We start from the raw sequence: 16019 nt of genomic DNA on the forward strand, positions 1-16019 counted from the left end.
AATCTGACAATCCTAAAAATCCCCGCTGCAAGAGCGAGGGGTTTCAGCGTATAGACAAACTTTCAAGAAAAGCGAAGGCTGAGCGGATGCTTGCCTCGGACCTCAAATTGCTCGGCAGAAGATCATTGTTCTGTGTAGGTGTCGCCGCCGATGCTTGTCAGCGTTGCGTCATTTGCTGGTCATCAATTGTAAAGGTCCTTTTGATCAAGCGATGTCTACATTCGTCAATTTCATCATGACGTTTTATGCGCAATAAAAAGAAGATGATCCATTAATATAAAAGTGACCGAAACGAAAGACGGCGACTCCCAGAGGATCAAGCGCAGGCTGAAGATCCACTTGTTCGAATGGTTTCTATTCGAACAAGTTAGCTGAAGCCAAGCCCTTGGGAAAGCGTCCATCTGGCGTGAAGGTTACGTTCATGATTCGGTTTTTATCCTCTTAATAAGGCAACCCCCGGAGCCCGGAGCAGTAAGCTGTGCGTGAATCTTGGGTTTTGTACTTTGTCGATAGCCTAAAAACCCCCCGCTGCAAGAGCGAGGGGTTTTTGTCGTGATTTAGTTTGCCGCTTCGTGGTCGTGTGTATCTTCGCCTGAGGCTGCTTCAATACGCTCGACGTCGGCACCAAGCGCCTGCAGCTTCTCATGAAAGTCCACATAACCACGGTCAATATGGCGCAGTTCTGTCACGGTTGTTTCACCTTCAGCCACAAGACCAGCAATGACCAGCGCTGCTCCGGCACGGAGGTCGGTTGCAGCAACTTCAGCCCCTTGCAGGCGGCTCGGGCCGGAAATCACAGCCGAACGGTCTTCAATCTTAATTGAAGCATTCAGGCGCTGAAATTCTTCAACGTGCATGAAGCGATTTTCAAACACGGTTTCGGTCAGCATACCTGTGCCGGTCGCCTGCGTTAAGAGCGCCATCATTTGTGCCTGCATATCGGTTGGAAAGCCTGGGTGCGGCATCGTTTTGATATCAACCGGACGTAAAATATCCGGTCCGATGACGCGCATCCCTTCTTCTTCCTCTTCGATCACAACACCCATCTCACGCATCTTCGCAACGAGCGGGCGGAGGTGTTCCGACCAAGCGCCATCAACGTACACATCGCCGGCAGTCATTGCTGCAGCCACCATAAACGTGCCAGCTTCAATCCGGTCCGGAATGATCGTGTGTTCAGCAGCGTGCAAGCGCTCCACGCCTTCAATCCGGATCGTACCTGTACCAGCGCCGCGTACCTTTGCTCCCATCGCATTCAAGTAGTTCGCAAGACAAACAATTTCCGGCTCTTCAGCGACGTTTTCCAGCGTCGTTGTGCCTTCAGCGAGCGCGGCAGCCATCATAATATTTTCAGTCGCACCGACACTTGGGAAATCGAGATAAATTTTGGCGCCCTGGAGACGGCCGTTCACTTTTGCCTCAATATACCCTTGACCAACTTCAACTTCAGCACCCATCGCTTCAAAGCCTTTTAAGTGCTGATCAATCGGACGGGAGCCGATCGCACAGCCGCCTGGCAGCGCAATGTGTGCACGACCAATCCGAGCAAGAAGCGGCCCCATAACGAGAAAGGACGCCCGCATTTTCCGTACATATTCGAATGGTGCATCAGGGCGCAGTGTATTTTCAGCGTTCGCTTGAAACACACCATCTTGATAAGAAACATCCATATTCATATGCGCTAAAACATTCTGCATTGTATAAACGTCAGCGAGCGGCGGTACATCATAAAGTGTGCTCGTTCCTTCATCAGCGAGCAAAGATGCCGCCATCACCGGAAGAACCGCGTTTTTCGCGCCTTCCGCTTTCACCGTGCCTTGTAAACGTTGTCCTCCTCGAACCAATATCTTTTCCAACGTATTCCCCTCCGCGTGGTCGTTCTTGCCTGCCGTGCCCCAAAGTGCCGGCACGAAACGGGCAGGAATTCCGACGTACTTTATTCGTATTCACTTTGTACAATAGGTGTGCCGTGTCATCCGCAAGATGCGGGCCTATATTCGTCAATCCGTGTCAAATTGTACGATTTTCTTCATACATCCATTTGTCTGTAAGCCAGCTGTTCCGGTGTATGTACGCTTTTTGATACCGCCTGTCCATACCGTTTCAGCGGCTTCGCTGAACTCTTCCCGATTCTTCATCCGTATAAACTCATCTGCACTTAGCATGAAACAGGAATTCCTGAGTCATGCACATTCTTTTTCATTGACCTTGGTTTGCATTAAAATAAATACTGAAGCATAAGCGACCAATTCACATAATCAAGCAGAAATTGACTGACGGCATAAGTCAGGGCGACAACCACCAGAACGTATAACACCCTTCCTTGAGGGCTGGCAGGATCCCGAACAAACAATTCAAACTTAAATGACTGCAGGCTCCACCATACAAGGACAAGCACAAACAGCGTCACAAAAATGTGCACAACCGCCTGCTGTCCAACTTCACCAACCATCATGACAAATCCTCCAGTAAACTTAAGCCGTCTTCCATCATAATGACATACGTCACCATTTGAAAGGGTCCAACTTCTCAATTATGCGATTATAACGCATACAACCTCTTCCATGATACACCAAAAATCGAATTTTTGCGAGACTTTAAAGAAAATTGATTCTGAAAGCAGGGGAACCCAATGGAGAAACTTACGAATGAACGTGCCGTACGAAAAGCTTTGGAGCCATTCTGGGCTTCCTACAAATATGAGGTGATGGCGCGGGGATACCGACATTACAAACAGCTATCTGTACGTTTGAATGAAACGCCGCTTTCGGTTCGGTTATTTTATAATGACCTTCGAACTATTCTCGGGCAGCCTTACAGTACAAAAGGGATGCATACAACGTGGGAACATATTTGGGGATACTTTAAAAAAGAAACATCCCATGATGAAAAGGCGTATTTCTTTCAATTACTTGAGCGCGGTCTGCAGGAATCTCCACCAAGATTTTATGTGTGGCCGCCTGCCCTATGCGACCTACGGCACTTTACTTACAACACCTTGCTCGTACGCTACCCGCGCCCGTATTTAGAAGCAACGCGCCTGTTTGCGCCAACTGAAAAGTGGAACGAATGGGAGTGGAAAGGCAAATTGCTCGCGCTGACGCCAACCGGCGTTTATTCCCTGGGAAATGAATCTTGAGAGGGGCGTGCCCCATCCCGCTTAAATTTGCTCCATTCTTCCTGAATCGAGTTCCATACGTGTTATAAGCTAACCTCCCCGTACCTCGTTCAAGGGGGGATGCAGATTGTCGACAAAGTACAAAACCAAACATTCCAGCTTACTGCTCTGAGCCGCGGGCTGCCGCACAAGAGAATAAAAACCGAATCATGAACGTAACCTTCACGCCAGACGGACGCTTTCCCGAGGGGTTGGCTGAAGATCCTCTGGGAGTCGCCGTCTTTCGTTTCGGTCACTTTTACATTTGTATATGGCTAGCTTGATCACTCATAAAGCGTCATGATGAAATGGCTTCATGTAGCTATTGCTTGATCAAAAAGATTTCTAACATTCATGACCATTAAATGACGCAAAGCTGACGAGCATCGGTGGCGACGCCTACTCAGAACAACGAATGAGAAAATCCCGCAGGCAGCGATTTGTCTGCCGAGGAAGTTGAGGAGATACAAGAGACTAAGAAGACACGGTGAGATCAAGCGGTAGCGCAGATCAAACCGATGTCGCACTTGTGCCCTCCGGGTGCAAGCATCCGCCGAAAAGCGACGTCAGGCCCTGCTTTTCTAAAAAGTTTGTCTACATGCTAAAAACCCCCTGCACGAGGTGCAGGGGGTTGGCGTCGTTTTGTTTATTTGTCTCCCTCGGCCACTTCGAGGCGGGTGAGGGCCCGCTTCAAGGCAAGCTGGGCGCGCTTGAAGTCGACCTCTTCCTGACTTGCTGCAACGCGGCGTTCTGCGCGCTCTTTGGCAGCGCGGGCGCGGGCGACATCAATGTCGCTCGGCATTTCCGCTGCTTCGGCAAGGATGGTTACGCGGTCAGATCGCACTTCAATAAAGCCGCCGCTCACTGCAACCAGCTTCACGTTGCTGCCATCTTTCAGGCGAACAGAGCCGACCGACAGCGGAGCCACCATTGGGATGTGGCGCGGCAGAATCCCGAGCTCGCCGCTTTGGGCGCGGGCGCTGACCATGTTCACGTCCCCATTATAGACGTGGCCGTCAGGAGTGACGACGTCGACGATCATAGTCTCCATGATCATTCCTCCTTACCGGACCGTTTAGGTATTCGCGGACTCCGCTTTTTCAAGCACATCCTCGATTGGGCCGACAAGGCGGAACATATCTTCCGGCACATCGTCATGCTCACCGTCGAGGATTTGTTTAAACCCTTTGATTGTTTCTTTCAGTGGTACATATGAGCCCTGTTGTCCTGTGAACTGTTCAGCCACGTGGAAGTTCTGGCTCAAGAAGAACTGCAGACGACGCGCGCGGTGTACAACGAGCTTATCATCTTCGGACAATTCGTCCATACCGAGGATCGCAATGATATCCTGCAGCTCATTGTACTTTTGCAGCGTCTGCTGCACACGGCGGGCTACATCATAATGCTCATCACCAACAACGTCCGGCTCAAGCGCACGGGATGTGGAAGCGAGTGGATCCACCGCGGGGTAAATTCCCATTTCAGTTAATTTACGTTCAAGGTTTGTTGTTGAGTCCAAGTGAGCGAAAGCTGTCGCCGGTGCCGGGGTCCGTATAGTCATCGGCAGGAACATAGATCGCCTGAATGGATGTAACGGAACCTGTTTTTGTGGATGTGATCCGCTCCTGAAGCTGACCCATCTCGGTTGCAAGCGTCGGCTGGTAACCTACCGCAGAAGGCATACGACCGAGCAGGGCGGAAACTTCCTGACCTGCCTGCGTGAAACGGAAGATGTTGTCTACGAACAAAAGAACGTCAGCGCTGTCTTCATCACGGAAGTGTTCAGCCATTGTAAGACCCGTCAAGGCAACGCGCATACGCGCTCCAGGCGGTTCGTTCATCTGACCGAATACCATCGCTGTTTTGTTAATAACGCCGGATTCGCTCATTTCAAAGTACAAGTCGTTTCCTTCACGGGTACGCTCACCAACGCCTGCAAATACAGAGATACCTCCGTGTTCCTGCGCAACGTTGTTAATAAGCTCCTGAATTAAAACGGTTTTACCTACACCTGCACCACCAAAGAGGCCAACCTTACCACCTTTTACGTACGGGGCGAGCAGGTCAACAACTTTAATGCCGGTTTCAAGAATTTCTGTCTGCGTAGACAATTCATCAAACTGCGGCGGTGTCCGGTGGATCGGTTCATGATGAACATCATTTGCAATTGGGTCATCAAGGTCAATGGTTTCACCAAGGACGTTAAATACACGGCCGAGGGTCGCCTCTCCGACAGGTACAGAAATCGGCGCTCCTGTATTCGCAGCTTCAGCGCCGCGGATGAGTCCATCGGTAGAACCCATGGCAACGGTACGTACGACGTTATCGCCAAGGTGCAGAGCTACTTCAAGTGTAACCTGAACCGAGACGCCGTCAGTCTCCGACGCTTGTTGATCAATGGTTAGGGCGTTGTTAACTTCCGGTAGCTCGCCTTCATCAAAGCGAACGTCAACAACTGGTCCCATAACCTGTGTGACGCGTCCTTTACTCATCGTGTTCCCTCCTAACTAGCTGATGCGGACCCGTAATTGCGGGTCACTATTCCAGTGCCGAAGCGCCGCCGACAATTTCGTTGATTTCTTGAGTGATTGCTGCCTGGCGGGCACGGTTGTATTTTAAAGTTAAGTCATCAATCATTTGGTTCGCGTTATCGGTTGCCGCACTCATCGCCGTCATCCGGGCACCGAACTCACTGGCTTTTGCGTCGAGCAGTGCACCGTAAATTAAACTCTCGGCATACTGCGGCAAAAGCTGTTCAAGAATCGCTTCTTCCGACGGTTCATATTCGTACGACTGATTGATCGATTCTTCGGCAAGGTCTGTTAACGGAAGCAGCTTCTGCTCCGTTACGTCCTGCCTGATCGGGCTCATAAAGTGGTTGTACCATAAGTACAGTTCGTCCACTTCTTCGCTTTCAAACATCTGTACCGATTCACGCGTTACTTCTTTAATTTCACTAAACGATGGGCTGTCTGCAATGCCTGTTACCTGCTTACGGACTTCTAACCCTTTTCGTTTTAAAAGGTCACTTCCGATCCGCCCCAACACAAACAGCTCATACTCATCTGAGCTATTGTGCCGTGCGTTAATCGTATCAATCAGCGACCGGATAAGACCGGCGTTATACGCACCAGCGAGACCGCGGTCGGACGTGATAATCACGTAACCGGTCTTTTTTACTTCCCGCTCCTCAAGCATCGGGTGGGATGCATCCGAATGGCTCGAGGCAATACTCGCTACGACGTCGCGGATTTTCTGCGTATACGGCTCGTACGACTGGGCGTTTGTCTGGGCCCGGTTTAACTTGGCAGCAGAGACCATTTGCATTGCCTTTGTAATCTGCCGCGTTTTTTTCGTCGAGCCGATCCGGTTTTTAATTTCGCGCAAGGAAGCCACGTTCGTTTCACCACCTTTTCCACCAGCGGCTGCTCCGCCTTAAGCTGAAGCAGGGGCCCCTGCTCTTTCAGCCTTTAGGCGGAACGTTCCGTTGAGATGCCGTTATTCGTTACTGGAGACGTGAAATGTCTTTTTAAATTCTGCAATTGCGCCCTTAAATTCGTCTTTATCCGGCAGGTTGCCTGTTTCGCGGATGCCGTTTAAGAGTGCTTTATGTTCGCTGTCGAGATGACCGAACATTTCGCTTTCGAAGCGTTGAACGTCAGCGATTGGAACATCATCAAGGAAACCTTCAGTCAGTGCGAAGATGATCGCCACCTGCTTTTCAACCGGAAGCGGCTTGTTTAAGCCCTGCTTCAAGACTTCGACGGTACGCTCACCGCGGGCTAGCTTCGCCTGGGTGGATGCATCAAGGTCGGAGCCGAACTGAGCAAATGCTTCAAGTTCACGGAAGGCTGCCAAGTCAAGGCGCAGCGTACCTGCAACCTTTTTCATCGCTTTAATTTGTGCGGAACCGCCGACACGGGATACCGAAATACCGGCGTTAACGGCAGGACGGACACCTGAGTGGAACAAGTCCGACTGCAAAAAGATCTGACCGTCGGTAATCGAGATGACGTTGGTCGGAATATAAGCGGAAACGTCGCCTGCCTGTGTTTCAATAAACGGCAGTGCGGTTAATGAACCAGCACCAAGGTCGTCGTTTAACTTTGCTGCACGCTCAAGAAGACGAGAATGCAGGAAGAAAACGTCGCCTGGGAATGCTTCACGACCCGGCGGACGGCGCAGGAGCAAAGAAAGCTCACGGTAAGCTGCCGCCTGCTTTGTTAAGTCATCATACACAACGAGGACGTGCTTGCCGTTGTACATGAACTCTTCACCCATGGACACTCCGGCATACGGTGCGAGATAAAGCAATGGTGCCGGGTCAGATGCACCAGCAGAAACGACGATCGTGTAATCGAGCGCGCCTTTTTGACGAAGCGTTTCAACAAGGCCGGAAACTGTGGATTCTTTCTGACCGATTGCAACGTAAATACAAAGCACGTCTTCGTCTTTTTGGTTAATGATCGTATCAACTGCGATGGATGTTTTACCTGTCTGGCGGTCACCAATGACAAGCTCACGCTGGCCGCGGCCGACTGGAATCATTGAGTCAACAGACTTAATCCCGGTTTGAAGCGGCTCGTGTACAGATTTACGATCCATGACACCAGGAGCTTCGCTTTCAATCGGGCGGGATTTTGTCGTACCAATCTCACCTTTTCCGTCAAGTGGCTGACCGAGCGGGTTTACGACGCGGCCGAGTAGTTCCTCACCGACTGGTACTTCCATGATCCGTCCGGTACGGCGAACTTCATCGCCTTCGCGGATGTCAGTATATTCACCAAGAATGACAATACCAACGTTGTTTTCTTCAAGGTTCTGCGCCATACCCATAACACCATTGGAAAACTCGAGGAGCTCTCCTGCCATGGCGTTTTCGAGGCCGTGCGCGCGGGCGATACCGTCACCGATTGTCGTTACGGTACCGACTTCTGTCGCTTCAACTTCAGATTGAAAACCTTCAATCTGTTGTTTGATTAACGAACTAATCTCATCAGGTTTGATGCTCACTTACGTTCACCCCTTACTTCTATCGTTTCCCGGACGTTAGCTGATTTTCCAGGCGCTTTAAGTGACCCTGTACACTGCCGTCAAAGATTTGATTTCCAATACGGACATATATGCCGCCGATCAAATCCTCGTCCACCCGGTTGTCGACAATAAGTTCCGATTTACCGAGACGGCCGGCAAACTGTGTAGATACTTTTGCAAGTTCCGCTTCAGCGAGCGTTTTTGCGCTGTAAACCGTGGCACGGGCAACACCGCGTGCTTTGTCGGCTTTTTCTTGAAACAATTCGATCATCGGCTCGACAACATCGATCCGGTTGCGCTCAAGCAGAAGCAGCAGCGTGCGTTGGACCGTTTCACCGGCGGCAGCAAAGCTGTTCTGCAAGAGCTCCTCTTTTGCCGACTGCGATACTTTCGGATGCTTAAGGATCCGCTTAAGCTCCGGTGTCTGTTGAAAGACGCTAAGCACTTGGCCGAGCTCTTCATTCAGCTGGGCAAGCTCGTTTTTCTCCTGCGCCAACTCAAAAAGAGCAACAGCGTAACGATTCGCTACCGCATAGTTGCTCATAGCTCTTCGCCTACCTCTTTAAGATAATTTTCAATGAGCTGCTCCTGCTCTTGTTCATCAAGCTGCTGGTCGATCACTTTGGAAGCGATCAATACAGAAAGGGTTGCAACTTGGTCGCGTACTTCGTTTATTGCTTGATCTTTTTCGCGCTTAATCTCCAAACGAGCGTCTTCTTTTAGACGGTTGGCTTCTTCATGCGCCTGTTTCACAATATCTTCTCGCTGATTTTCACCGGATTTGCGGGAGTTCTCCACAATTTCCCGGGCTTCAGCACGTGCATTTTCTACTTCCTGGCGCTGCTGCTCCAGGTACGTTTCAGCTTCTTGACGGTTCTTTTCAGCGGTTTCGATTTCGTTTGCAATATGTTCTTCACGTTCTTTCATCATGTTGAAGACCGGTCCCCACGCATACTTGCGCAGGAGCGCGAGCAGGATGGCAAACGTTAATATCGCAAATATTGTATCGCCCCACGTAATTACTTCAGGCACAGAACTCACTCCTTTCACAGGTCATACAAAAGGAATGGCGAAGCTGCAAATGAAAGCGGACTCCGCCATTGTAGGGTTGGGTTTGCTTTAGAATATGGACAAGAATGCAATAACAACGGCGATGATTGGGATCGCCTCAACAAGGGCAACACCGATAAACATAACAGTTTGAAGGCTGCTGCGCAGCTCCGGCTGACGTGCGATACCTTCGATTGTGCTCTTAACAATGATTGCGTTACCAATACCTGCACCAAGTGCAGCAAGACCTACTGCAATAGCTGCAGCTAAAGCTCCGAGTTCCATAGTGAAAATCCTCCCTTTAAATAGTAAAGATGTATTAATGATGGTGCTTATATTGAAGTCTTATCCAAAGATAAGATCGACTTCACAAAAATTCATAGTTTAATGGTCGTCCGACACTTTGTGGGCCATATAAACCATCGTCAACATTAAGAAAATGAAGGCCTGAATGGTGGCAAGGAAAATACTAAATGCCTGCCAGGCAACCATCGGCGCGGTTGCAAACAATGTAGAAAGCCCCCAGGCACCTCCGGCACCCGCTAGAAGCGCGAGCAAAATCTCCTTGGCGTAAAGGTTACCGAACAAACGCATGCCGAGCGTCAACGTGTTTGCAAATTCCTCAATAATGTTGAGCGGCAGAAGGAACGCCTTCGGACGTAGAAAACCTTTTCCGTATTCTTTCGGACCTTTCATTGTCATGCCGTAGTAGTGTGTAAGTACAATAACCATTACAGCAAATGTCATCGTAATGATCGGGTCAGCTGTTGGTGATTTCCACCACACATCATGTGCCGGCTCAGACACGATCATAAACGGAATACCAATTAAGTTTGCCACAAGGATAAATAAGAAAATCGTTATCCCGAGGCCGAAAAAGCGCTCACCGGTTTTCCAGTCCATCGTGCTGTTGATAATTCCTTTAATAAAATCAACAAGCCATTCGAAGACGTTCTGCATCCCGGTCGGCTTCATCGAAATTTTTCTTGCGCTGAAATAGCACAATGAAAAGACAATCACAGCTGAAATTGTGAGCATCATAATGTTCGACAAGTTCACATGAAGCCATGAAATCCCGAACAATTCATAGTATATCGGATCTCCGTGGTCCACTGCATCTCACCTCGCTTTTTAAAATGTAACCGGCATTCTTGCTACAAACGGCGCACTTCAAGAAGCGACCGAAAGAAAATGAGTACATACGGGGTCATTAACCCGCCGACCACACCGGCCGGGTGAAACTCGTCCGGAAACTGGATGATCACAACCGCTGCTAGCGCACCGACGGCAAGCCGTGACAGTGTTCCAAGCGTCATAAACCGGCCTCCGCTGGCAGCTGCTTCACCAAGTTTGCGAATCTTTTGGTACATACTCCAGACGTTGTACAAACTGAAAGCACCGCCGAGAAGCAGCCCGGCGAATACCGGCGTATACGGGGTAAACCCCCAGCCGAGCGCGTACAGTGCCATCGCATACATCGTCCACTGCGCGATGCGCCGAATTTCCACTCCGTAGTCTGTCATCGATCTTCATCGTCTCCTAAGTAATGGGACAGCACTTGAAACAAACCGAACACGCCAGCAGCAACACCGCCGACAACGCCGATGAGCAGAAAAAGCGGCGACAACCCTGTCACCTCGTCCAGCCAGCGTCCACCGAAAATTCCGACTAAAAGTGGCCCAACGAGATAAGACAATACAAGGGATGTCAACGCCATCCGCTGGAAAAGGTGGGAATTTTGTCGACCGCCTTTACCCATGCGCGCCCCCTTTCCCTTCGCCGGACAACACTGTAAAACATCTTCCGACAAGAAGGGATCAGCTCCTAACTTTTGGAGCTGACGGATATTTATGTAGAGAATGATTATATCCTTTGCAATCGTACTACTAAATGTGAACACTGTCAACGGTTTCATAAGTAGAAAATCCTGCTGTGTCAAGGCTTCTGCACGGATGATGCAATGTGTCAATTACGTGACAATTTTTGAGATGCTCATTTTGGGAAGGTTTGTTCGAGTGTAATTAGAGATGGAGTTGGGTCATTACATTTTACACGAATGACTTTCATCATTCGTCATAAGAGGAGAAAATTGAACAATGAACGTAACCTTTACTTCAGACGGGCGCTTTCCCGAGGGCTTGGCTTCAGCTAACTTGTTCGAACGAAAACCATTCGAACATGTGAATCTTCAGCCTGCGCTTGACCCTCCGGGAGTCGCCGTCTTTCGTTTCGTTCACTTTTACATTTACGGATCAGAATCATATCCAATGTATTGTATTATTTGGAGCTGTCTCAAAAGGTTATAAACATACGATTTAAGAAAAAACACAAGAAATATATGAGACTCCTGCAGGAAATCAGGCAGCTGAAGATTCCGTAATGAGCGGTTTTTTCACGCGCAAGCTGGATCATTGCCCGGCGGCAAAGCAGACACGACGAAATCAAGCGTAAGCGCAGGTTAAGTCGATGCCGCACTCGTGCCATTGGTAAAAGTGAGTATATTTCCGATGCCTATCACTTAAAGTGTACCTTATGAGACTGCCCCGGAGCTGCGATCAGTAAACTGTGTGTGAATTTAAGTTTTTACTTTATCGACAAGATATCATTTCACTATTTCTTATTCAATCACAATGTACGTTTCGATCGTGTCTTCTCGGTCTTTGTAAGCAGCTTTAGCCAGGGCTTTGTATACGCCGGGCGCTTCCGGCAGTGCGCCGCGGGGTATTATACCTTCATTTAACCCTTCTTCAGCATCTTTTAATTGAAACGTTTCACCAACTGGCGTATACGTATCCGGTTCATAAATCGAAATTTCCACCTCTTCAGCACCACCGGGCACATACAGCTCGAATCCGTAATCAGGTGACGTCTTTAACTGTTCCACGTGAAACATGGTCAGCCGCGGATAGTCCGGCTCTCCACCAAACAGCAGGAAGGGAATCTCCACGCGCTCCCGGCCCCCTGTGACTGTTAATGTGCCATCCAAGTGTTCAACGTCAATAATATGTGGTTGAATATCAACGGCGATATCGACTTCTTTTGTCTCACCTGGAGCAAGCACCTGCGGCGGCGGGACGTGCCATGTTAAGCCGGTACCGGGTAATGACGGCGGCTCAAATGCATAAGTTCGTTTGACGGTGTCGTGGTTTTCAATCGTCACCGTTTCAGAAAGCTTTTTGGCGCCTGCACGTTCGTTAAAAACGCCGAAGGATAAACTTCCGGGATAAATCAAGGTGGTGGCTTCAACGGCTTTTGCAATGTCAACCCGGCCGGCACCTTGTACGAAGTTTGGATAATGGCTTTCCTCTTCAGAAAGTGGTTCAGCTGTGTTCATAAGTGCTGCTTTCACTTGATCGGGCGTCCAGTCCGGGCGGGCCTGTTTCAAGAGTGCCGCGGCACCTGCTACATGCGGAGCCGCCATACTTGTACCGTTTAATGCGAGATAACCGTCCGGTACGGTACTGTCAATATCTACGCCTGGCGCCACCACATCCGGCTTAATTTCAAAAGACTGCGCGACCGGGCCGCGGGATGAAAACCCGGCCATATGATCGGTCGCTTCCACATATGACGTATCAAGAATGAAACGCTCACCTGCCGCCCCTGCTTCTGCAAGTGCTTCAGTCAATTCCGCCCCATCTTCTTTCGTAATTGTAACAACCGGCAGCGCCTCCGCCGGTTCTACAGCCGCTGCAAACTCTCCCGGCATATTATTGGCGAGCACCACCGCAGCCGCCCCTGCCTCGCGCGCTGCCTGCACCTTATCTTTAAGCGCAACCCCGCCCCGTTCGATCAGCACCGCTTTGCCACGCACCCCGTCCATATCCCCGGGAAGGCCGAGGGCGCCGTCTACAAGTTCAAGCGGACGCTGGAACCGCCAAGGCATCGCACCTTGTACCGGCTGAATTTCAATGGTTTCCTCACGTTTTGGCAGCTTGAGCTCCGGCTGTTTGAGCGGAGGGACGGAAGCACCAACAGATATGGTTTTTTCTGATGTTCCCGGTGAGCCGACACTCCACATGTCCGGACCGCTGTTGCCACTTGAAGTGACGGTGATTACACCGTTTTCAGCAGCTTGATCAAGCGCCCGGCTCGTTGGCCAGTCCGGGCCATTCACAGGGCTCCCGAGCGAAAGGTTTAACACGTCCACCTCATCTTCCACGGCTTGCTCAATGGCTGCGAGAATCGTTTCTGTTGATCCTTGACCGCCTGGACCGAGGGCGCGGTACATGTAAAGGTCTGCATCCGGCGCTACACCGCGGACGGTGCCATTAGCGGCAATGATGCCGGCAACGTGCGTGCCGTGGAATGTCTCCGCACCTTTTTTCCCTTTTGTCTCCATCGGGTCATCATCACCATCGACAAGATCAGCGCCGCCTTTATAATTTTTCATCAAATCCGGATGATTGTAATCAATACCTGTATCAATAATACCGACTTTAATGCCTTCCCCGGTTAAGCCGATCCCATTTTCATCTAAAATACTGCGTACATCTTCTGCCCCGATAAACGGCACACTGTCTTTGAGCTCATGTTCGTACGGCCGGTCTTCGCTCACCCTTGTTACAGACGCTAAGGCTTCTAGCTCTGAAGCTTTTGAAGCAGAAATCTGCACAGCAGCGCCGTTAAACGCATGCTCATACACCGTTTCAACAGAAGCTTGAGGCACAGCTTGGGAAAGCTCTTCTGCAAAGACCGCTGAACTTGTGCCTTCAGCAAGTTCAGCAATCATCGTCACATCTGCTGCATCTGAAGGCATCGACGACGCACCGGTTTGGCCGAGGGCGAGCGTAAGCATTAAGAAGGCAACGCGCAAACGCCCCGGCCGGCGCGGGGTATGCCCTTTATGAAAGAGATGCAAAAGCAACCGAACCATACGAACAACTCCTTTTGCTCGTAGGGTGCACACGGTGCGATAGAATATACGCATTTTGCTAACACACGCAGCGGAGCGAAACATAAAAAACCAGCCGCTCGGGCTGGTCACACTGTCAACAAAGTAGAAAACATAACATTTACGTACAGATTACTGCTCCGAACTCCGCAGACTCCCGTATTAAGAAGTTAAAAACGGAACAATGACGGAACAATGACGGAACAATGAACGTAACCTTCACTTCAGACGAACGCTTTCCCGAGGGCTTGGCTTCAGCTAACTTGTTCGAATCAAAACCATTCGAACAAGTGGATCTTCAGCCTGCGCTTGAACCTCTGGGAGTCGCCGTCTTTCGTTTCGGTCACTTTCCAATGTAAATGGTTCGTTTTATCGTTCGTAAAGCGTCATTATGAAATTGGCTCATGTAGATATTGCTTGATCAAAAGGATCTTTACATTTGATGACCTTTAAAACTACACAAGGCTGACGAGCACCGGCGGCGACGCCACCAGTAACAGCGCGAGCGAAAATCCCGCAGGCAGCGACCTTCTGCCGAGAAAGTTGAGTCGGTGACGGGGGCTAAGAAGACACGGTGAGATCAAGCGACAGCGTAGATCAAACCGATGTCGCACTTGTGCCCTCCGGGTGCAAACGTCCGCCGAAAAGCGACGTCAGCCTTCGTTAATCTAAAAAGTTTGTCTACACGCTGAAACTAGCAGCTCAGGCTGGTTTTTACGGCAATTTATGTTGTACTAAGCGGGCGGAAGACGTCGGGCTTATTGCTGCGCTGGCCGAAGAAGTGCTCGATCGCCTCAACGATGCGGCGGGAGGCTTCACCATCGCCATATGGATTGGATGCCTGCGCCATTGCTTCATAAGCTGCTGCGTCAGTAAGGAGCTTATGCGCTTGGTTGTAAACATCCGCCTCATTCGTGCCGGCAAGCTTTAATGTGCCGGCTTCAATGCCTTCCGGGCGCTCCGTCGTATCGCGTAGGACGAGCACCGGCGTACCGAGCGACGGCGCTTCTTCTTGAATACCGCCGGAATCTGTTAAGATCAGCTCAGCGTGCGCGGCAAAGTTGTGGAAGTCTTTTGCACCGAGCGGATCAACAAGATAAATCCGTTCATGTCCGCCAAGAATGCGGTGGGCCGCTTCCTGTACTTTCGGATTTAAATGCACAGGATAAACAACAGCAGCATCCGGGTGTTCATCAGCCAGCCTTCGGATCGCGCGGAAAATGTTTTCCATCGGATCGCCTAAGTTTTCCCGGCGGTGAGCAGTTACAACAATCAGCCGCTTGCCGGCGGTTTTTGCGAGCACCTCATGGGTATAGTCATCACGTACCGTCGTCTTGAGCGCATCGATGGCGGTGTTGCCCGTCACGTAAACGTGCTCCCCGGATTTAGCCTCCTGCAGCAAGTTTTGTTCAGAAGCTTCCGTCGGTGTGAAGTGCAAGTCTGCGATCACACCGGTAAGCTGGCGGTTGAGCTCTTCAGGAAACGGAGAATACTTGTTGTATGTACGAAGTCCCGCTTCCACGTGACCGACGGCGACTTGATTGTAATAAGCGGCAAGCCCGGCGACAAAGCTCGTCGTCGTATCGCCGTGCACGAGTACGATGTCCGGAGCAGTTTCTTTCATTACCTCATCGAGCCCTTCAAGTGCCCGGGTTGTGATCGTGGCGAGCGTCTGCTTTTCCTTCATAATATTTAAGTCAAAATCCGGTGTTACACCAAACATATCAAGCACTTGATCGAGCATTTCCCGGTGCTGACCTGTCACAGCAACAACCGGTTCGATTGTTTCTGAATACTTTTCAAGCTCAAGGCAGAGCGGCGCCATCTTAATCGCTTCCGGCCGCGTGCCAAACACCGTCAGTACCTTCGTTTTCGCCATCATAC

At 50.3% G+C, this 16019-nt stretch carries 15 protein-coding genes and 1 pseudogene; 1 reads left to right on the plus strand and 15 read right to left on the minus strand.

The genetic code is table 11. The annotated features are described in order from the left end of the window. Window positions 1-557 precede the first annotated feature (557 nt). The 3 genes from murA to B0H94_RS06485 all read right to left on the minus strand — a co-directional run bounded on the left by murA (window position 558) and on the right by B0H94_RS06485 (window position 2455). A complete protein-coding gene (gene murA / locus B0H94_RS06480; protein ID WP_106588453.1) occupies window positions 558-1856 on the minus strand; it encodes a UDP-N-acetylglucosamine 1-carboxyvinyltransferase in 1299 nt (432 codons plus the stop codon). A 144-nt stretch (window positions 1857-2000) separates the two neighbouring features. After that, window positions 2001-2138 (minus strand): hypothetical protein, encoded by a 138-nt coding sequence (locus B0H94_RS15150; protein ID WP_181315295.1) that lies wholly within the window; start codon window positions 2136-2138, stop codon window positions 2001-2003. 80 nt (window positions 2139-2218) lie between these two features. Further along, complete coding sequence (locus B0H94_RS06485; protein ID WP_245893922.1) at window positions 2219-2455, minus strand: DUF1146 family protein; 237 nt, start codon at window positions 2453-2455, stop codon at window positions 2219-2221. 177 nt (window positions 2456-2632) lie between these two features. On the opposite strand from B0H94_RS06485, the gene B0H94_RS06490 reads away from it, so the two are divergent. Next, entirely contained in the window at window positions 2633-3139 is a 507-nt protein-coding gene (locus tag B0H94_RS06490) for a DUF1722 domain-containing protein (RefSeq protein ID WP_106588454.1), read from the plus strand. A gap of 664 nt (window positions 3140-3803) precedes the next feature. On the opposite strand, the gene B0H94_RS06495 is transcribed toward B0H94_RS06490, so the two are convergent. The 12 genes and pseudogenes from B0H94_RS06495 to wecB form a co-directional block, all read right to left on the minus strand. After that, window positions 3804-4208, minus strand: a complete 405-nt coding sequence (locus B0H94_RS06495; RefSeq protein ID WP_106588455.1) for a F0F1 ATP synthase subunit epsilon — start codon at window positions 4206-4208, stop codon at window positions 3804-3806. A 24-nt stretch (window positions 4209-4232) separates the two neighbouring features. After that, window positions 4233-5649 (minus strand): annotated as a pseudogene (gene atpD, locus B0H94_RS06500) (F0F1 ATP synthase subunit beta). Between the two features lie 46 nt (window positions 5650-5695). Continuing rightward, window positions 5696-6553 carry an ATP synthase F1 subunit gamma gene (gene atpG, locus B0H94_RS06505; protein WP_106588456.1) on the minus strand — a complete coding sequence of 286 codons (858 nt, stop codon included), beginning with the start codon at window positions 6551-6553 and terminating at the stop codon, window positions 5696-5698. Window positions 6554-6655: 102 nt separating this feature from the next. Continuing rightward, entirely contained in the window at window positions 6656-8170 is a 1515-nt protein-coding gene (atpA, locus tag B0H94_RS06510) for a F0F1 ATP synthase subunit alpha (protein ID WP_106588457.1), read from the minus strand. Between the two features lie 19 nt (window positions 8171-8189). Continuing rightward, window positions 8190-8735 carry a F0F1 ATP synthase subunit delta gene (locus B0H94_RS06515; protein WP_106588458.1) on the minus strand — a complete coding sequence of 182 codons (546 nt, stop codon included), beginning with the start codon at window positions 8733-8735 and terminating at the stop codon, window positions 8190-8192. Beyond that, window positions 8732-9223, minus strand: a complete 492-nt coding sequence (gene atpF / locus B0H94_RS06520; RefSeq protein WP_106588459.1) for a F0F1 ATP synthase subunit B — start codon at window positions 9221-9223, stop codon at window positions 8732-8734. The genes B0H94_RS06515 and atpF overlap by 4 nt, the downstream gene beginning before the upstream one ends. 87 nt (window positions 9224-9310) lie before the next feature. Continuing rightward, window positions 9311-9526: a F0F1 ATP synthase subunit C gene (atpE, locus tag B0H94_RS06525; protein ID WP_106588460.1), complete on the minus strand. Its 216-nt coding sequence runs from the start codon at window positions 9524-9526 to the stop codon at window positions 9311-9313. A 99-nt stretch (window positions 9527-9625) separates the two neighbouring features. Further along, window positions 9626-10354, minus strand: coding sequence for a F0F1 ATP synthase subunit A (atpB, locus tag B0H94_RS06530; RefSeq protein WP_106588461.1), 729 nt, complete (start codon window positions 10352-10354; stop codon window positions 9626-9628). A 41-nt stretch (window positions 10355-10395) separates the two neighbouring features. Then, entirely contained in the window at window positions 10396-10764 is a 369-nt protein-coding gene (locus B0H94_RS06535; RefSeq protein WP_106588462.1) for an ATP synthase subunit I, read from the minus strand. Further along, the gene (locus tag B0H94_RS06540; protein WP_106588463.1) at window positions 10761-11000 is read right to left on the minus strand and encodes an AtpZ/AtpI family protein; all 240 of its coding nucleotides are present in this window, start codon (window positions 10998-11000) and stop codon (window positions 10761-10763) included. Before B0H94_RS06540 ends, B0H94_RS06535 begins: the two co-directional genes overlap by 4 nt. An 858-nt stretch (window positions 11001-11858) precedes the next feature. Further along, window positions 11859-14117 (minus strand): S8 family serine peptidase, encoded by a 2259-nt coding sequence (locus tag B0H94_RS15410; protein WP_282432531.1) that lies wholly within the window; start codon window positions 14115-14117, stop codon window positions 11859-11861. Between the two features lie 742 nt (window positions 14118-14859). Then, window positions 14860-16014, minus strand: coding sequence for a non-hydrolyzing UDP-N-acetylglucosamine 2-epimerase (gene wecB / locus B0H94_RS06550; RefSeq protein ID WP_106588465.1), 1155 nt, complete (start codon window positions 16012-16014; stop codon window positions 14860-14862). Window positions 16015-16019 lie beyond the last annotated feature (5 nt).

The organism is Salsuginibacillus halophilus, from assembly GCF_003014715.1.
Taxonomy (GTDB): Bacteria; Bacillota; Bacilli; order Bacillales; family Marinococcaceae; genus Salsuginibacillus; species Salsuginibacillus halophilus.

Coding starts and splice junctions, on each gene's coding strand:
- B0H94_RS15150 (WP_181315295.1), bottom strand. CDS start 2,138: ATGAAGAATCGGGAAGAGTTCAGCGAAGCCGCTGAAACGGTATGGACA.
- B0H94_RS06485 (WP_245893922.1), bottom strand. CDS start 2,455: ATGATGGTTGGTGAAGTTGGACAGCAGGCGGTTGTGCACATTTTTGTG.
- B0H94_RS06490 (WP_106588454.1), top strand. CDS start 2,633: ATGGAGAAACTTACGAATGAACGTGCCGTACGAAAAGCTTTGGAGCCA.
- B0H94_RS06495 (WP_106588455.1), bottom strand. CDS start 4,208: ATGGAGACTATGATCGTCGACGTCGTCACTCCTGACGGCCACGTCTAT.
- B0H94_RS06515 (WP_106588458.1), bottom strand. CDS start 8,735: ATGAGCAACTATGCGGTAGCGAATCGTTACGCTGTTGCTCTTTTTGAG.
- atpE (WP_106588460.1), bottom strand. CDS start 9,526: ATGGAACTCGGAGCTTTAGCTGCAGCTATTGCAGTAGGTCTTGCTGCA.
- B0H94_RS06535 (WP_106588462.1), bottom strand. CDS start 10,764: ATGACAGACTACGGAGTGGAAATTCGGCGCATCGCGCAGTGGACGATG.
- B0H94_RS06540 (WP_106588463.1), bottom strand. CDS start 11,000: ATGGGTAAAGGCGGTCGACAAAATTCCCACCTTTTCCAGCGGATGGCG.
- B0H94_RS15410 (WP_282432531.1), bottom strand. CDS start 14,117: ATGGTTCGGTTGCTTTTGCATCTCTTTCATAAAGGGCATACCCCGCGC.
- wecB (WP_106588465.1), bottom strand. CDS start 16,014: ATGGCGAAAACGAAGGTACTGACGGTGTTTGGCACGCGGCCGGAAGCG.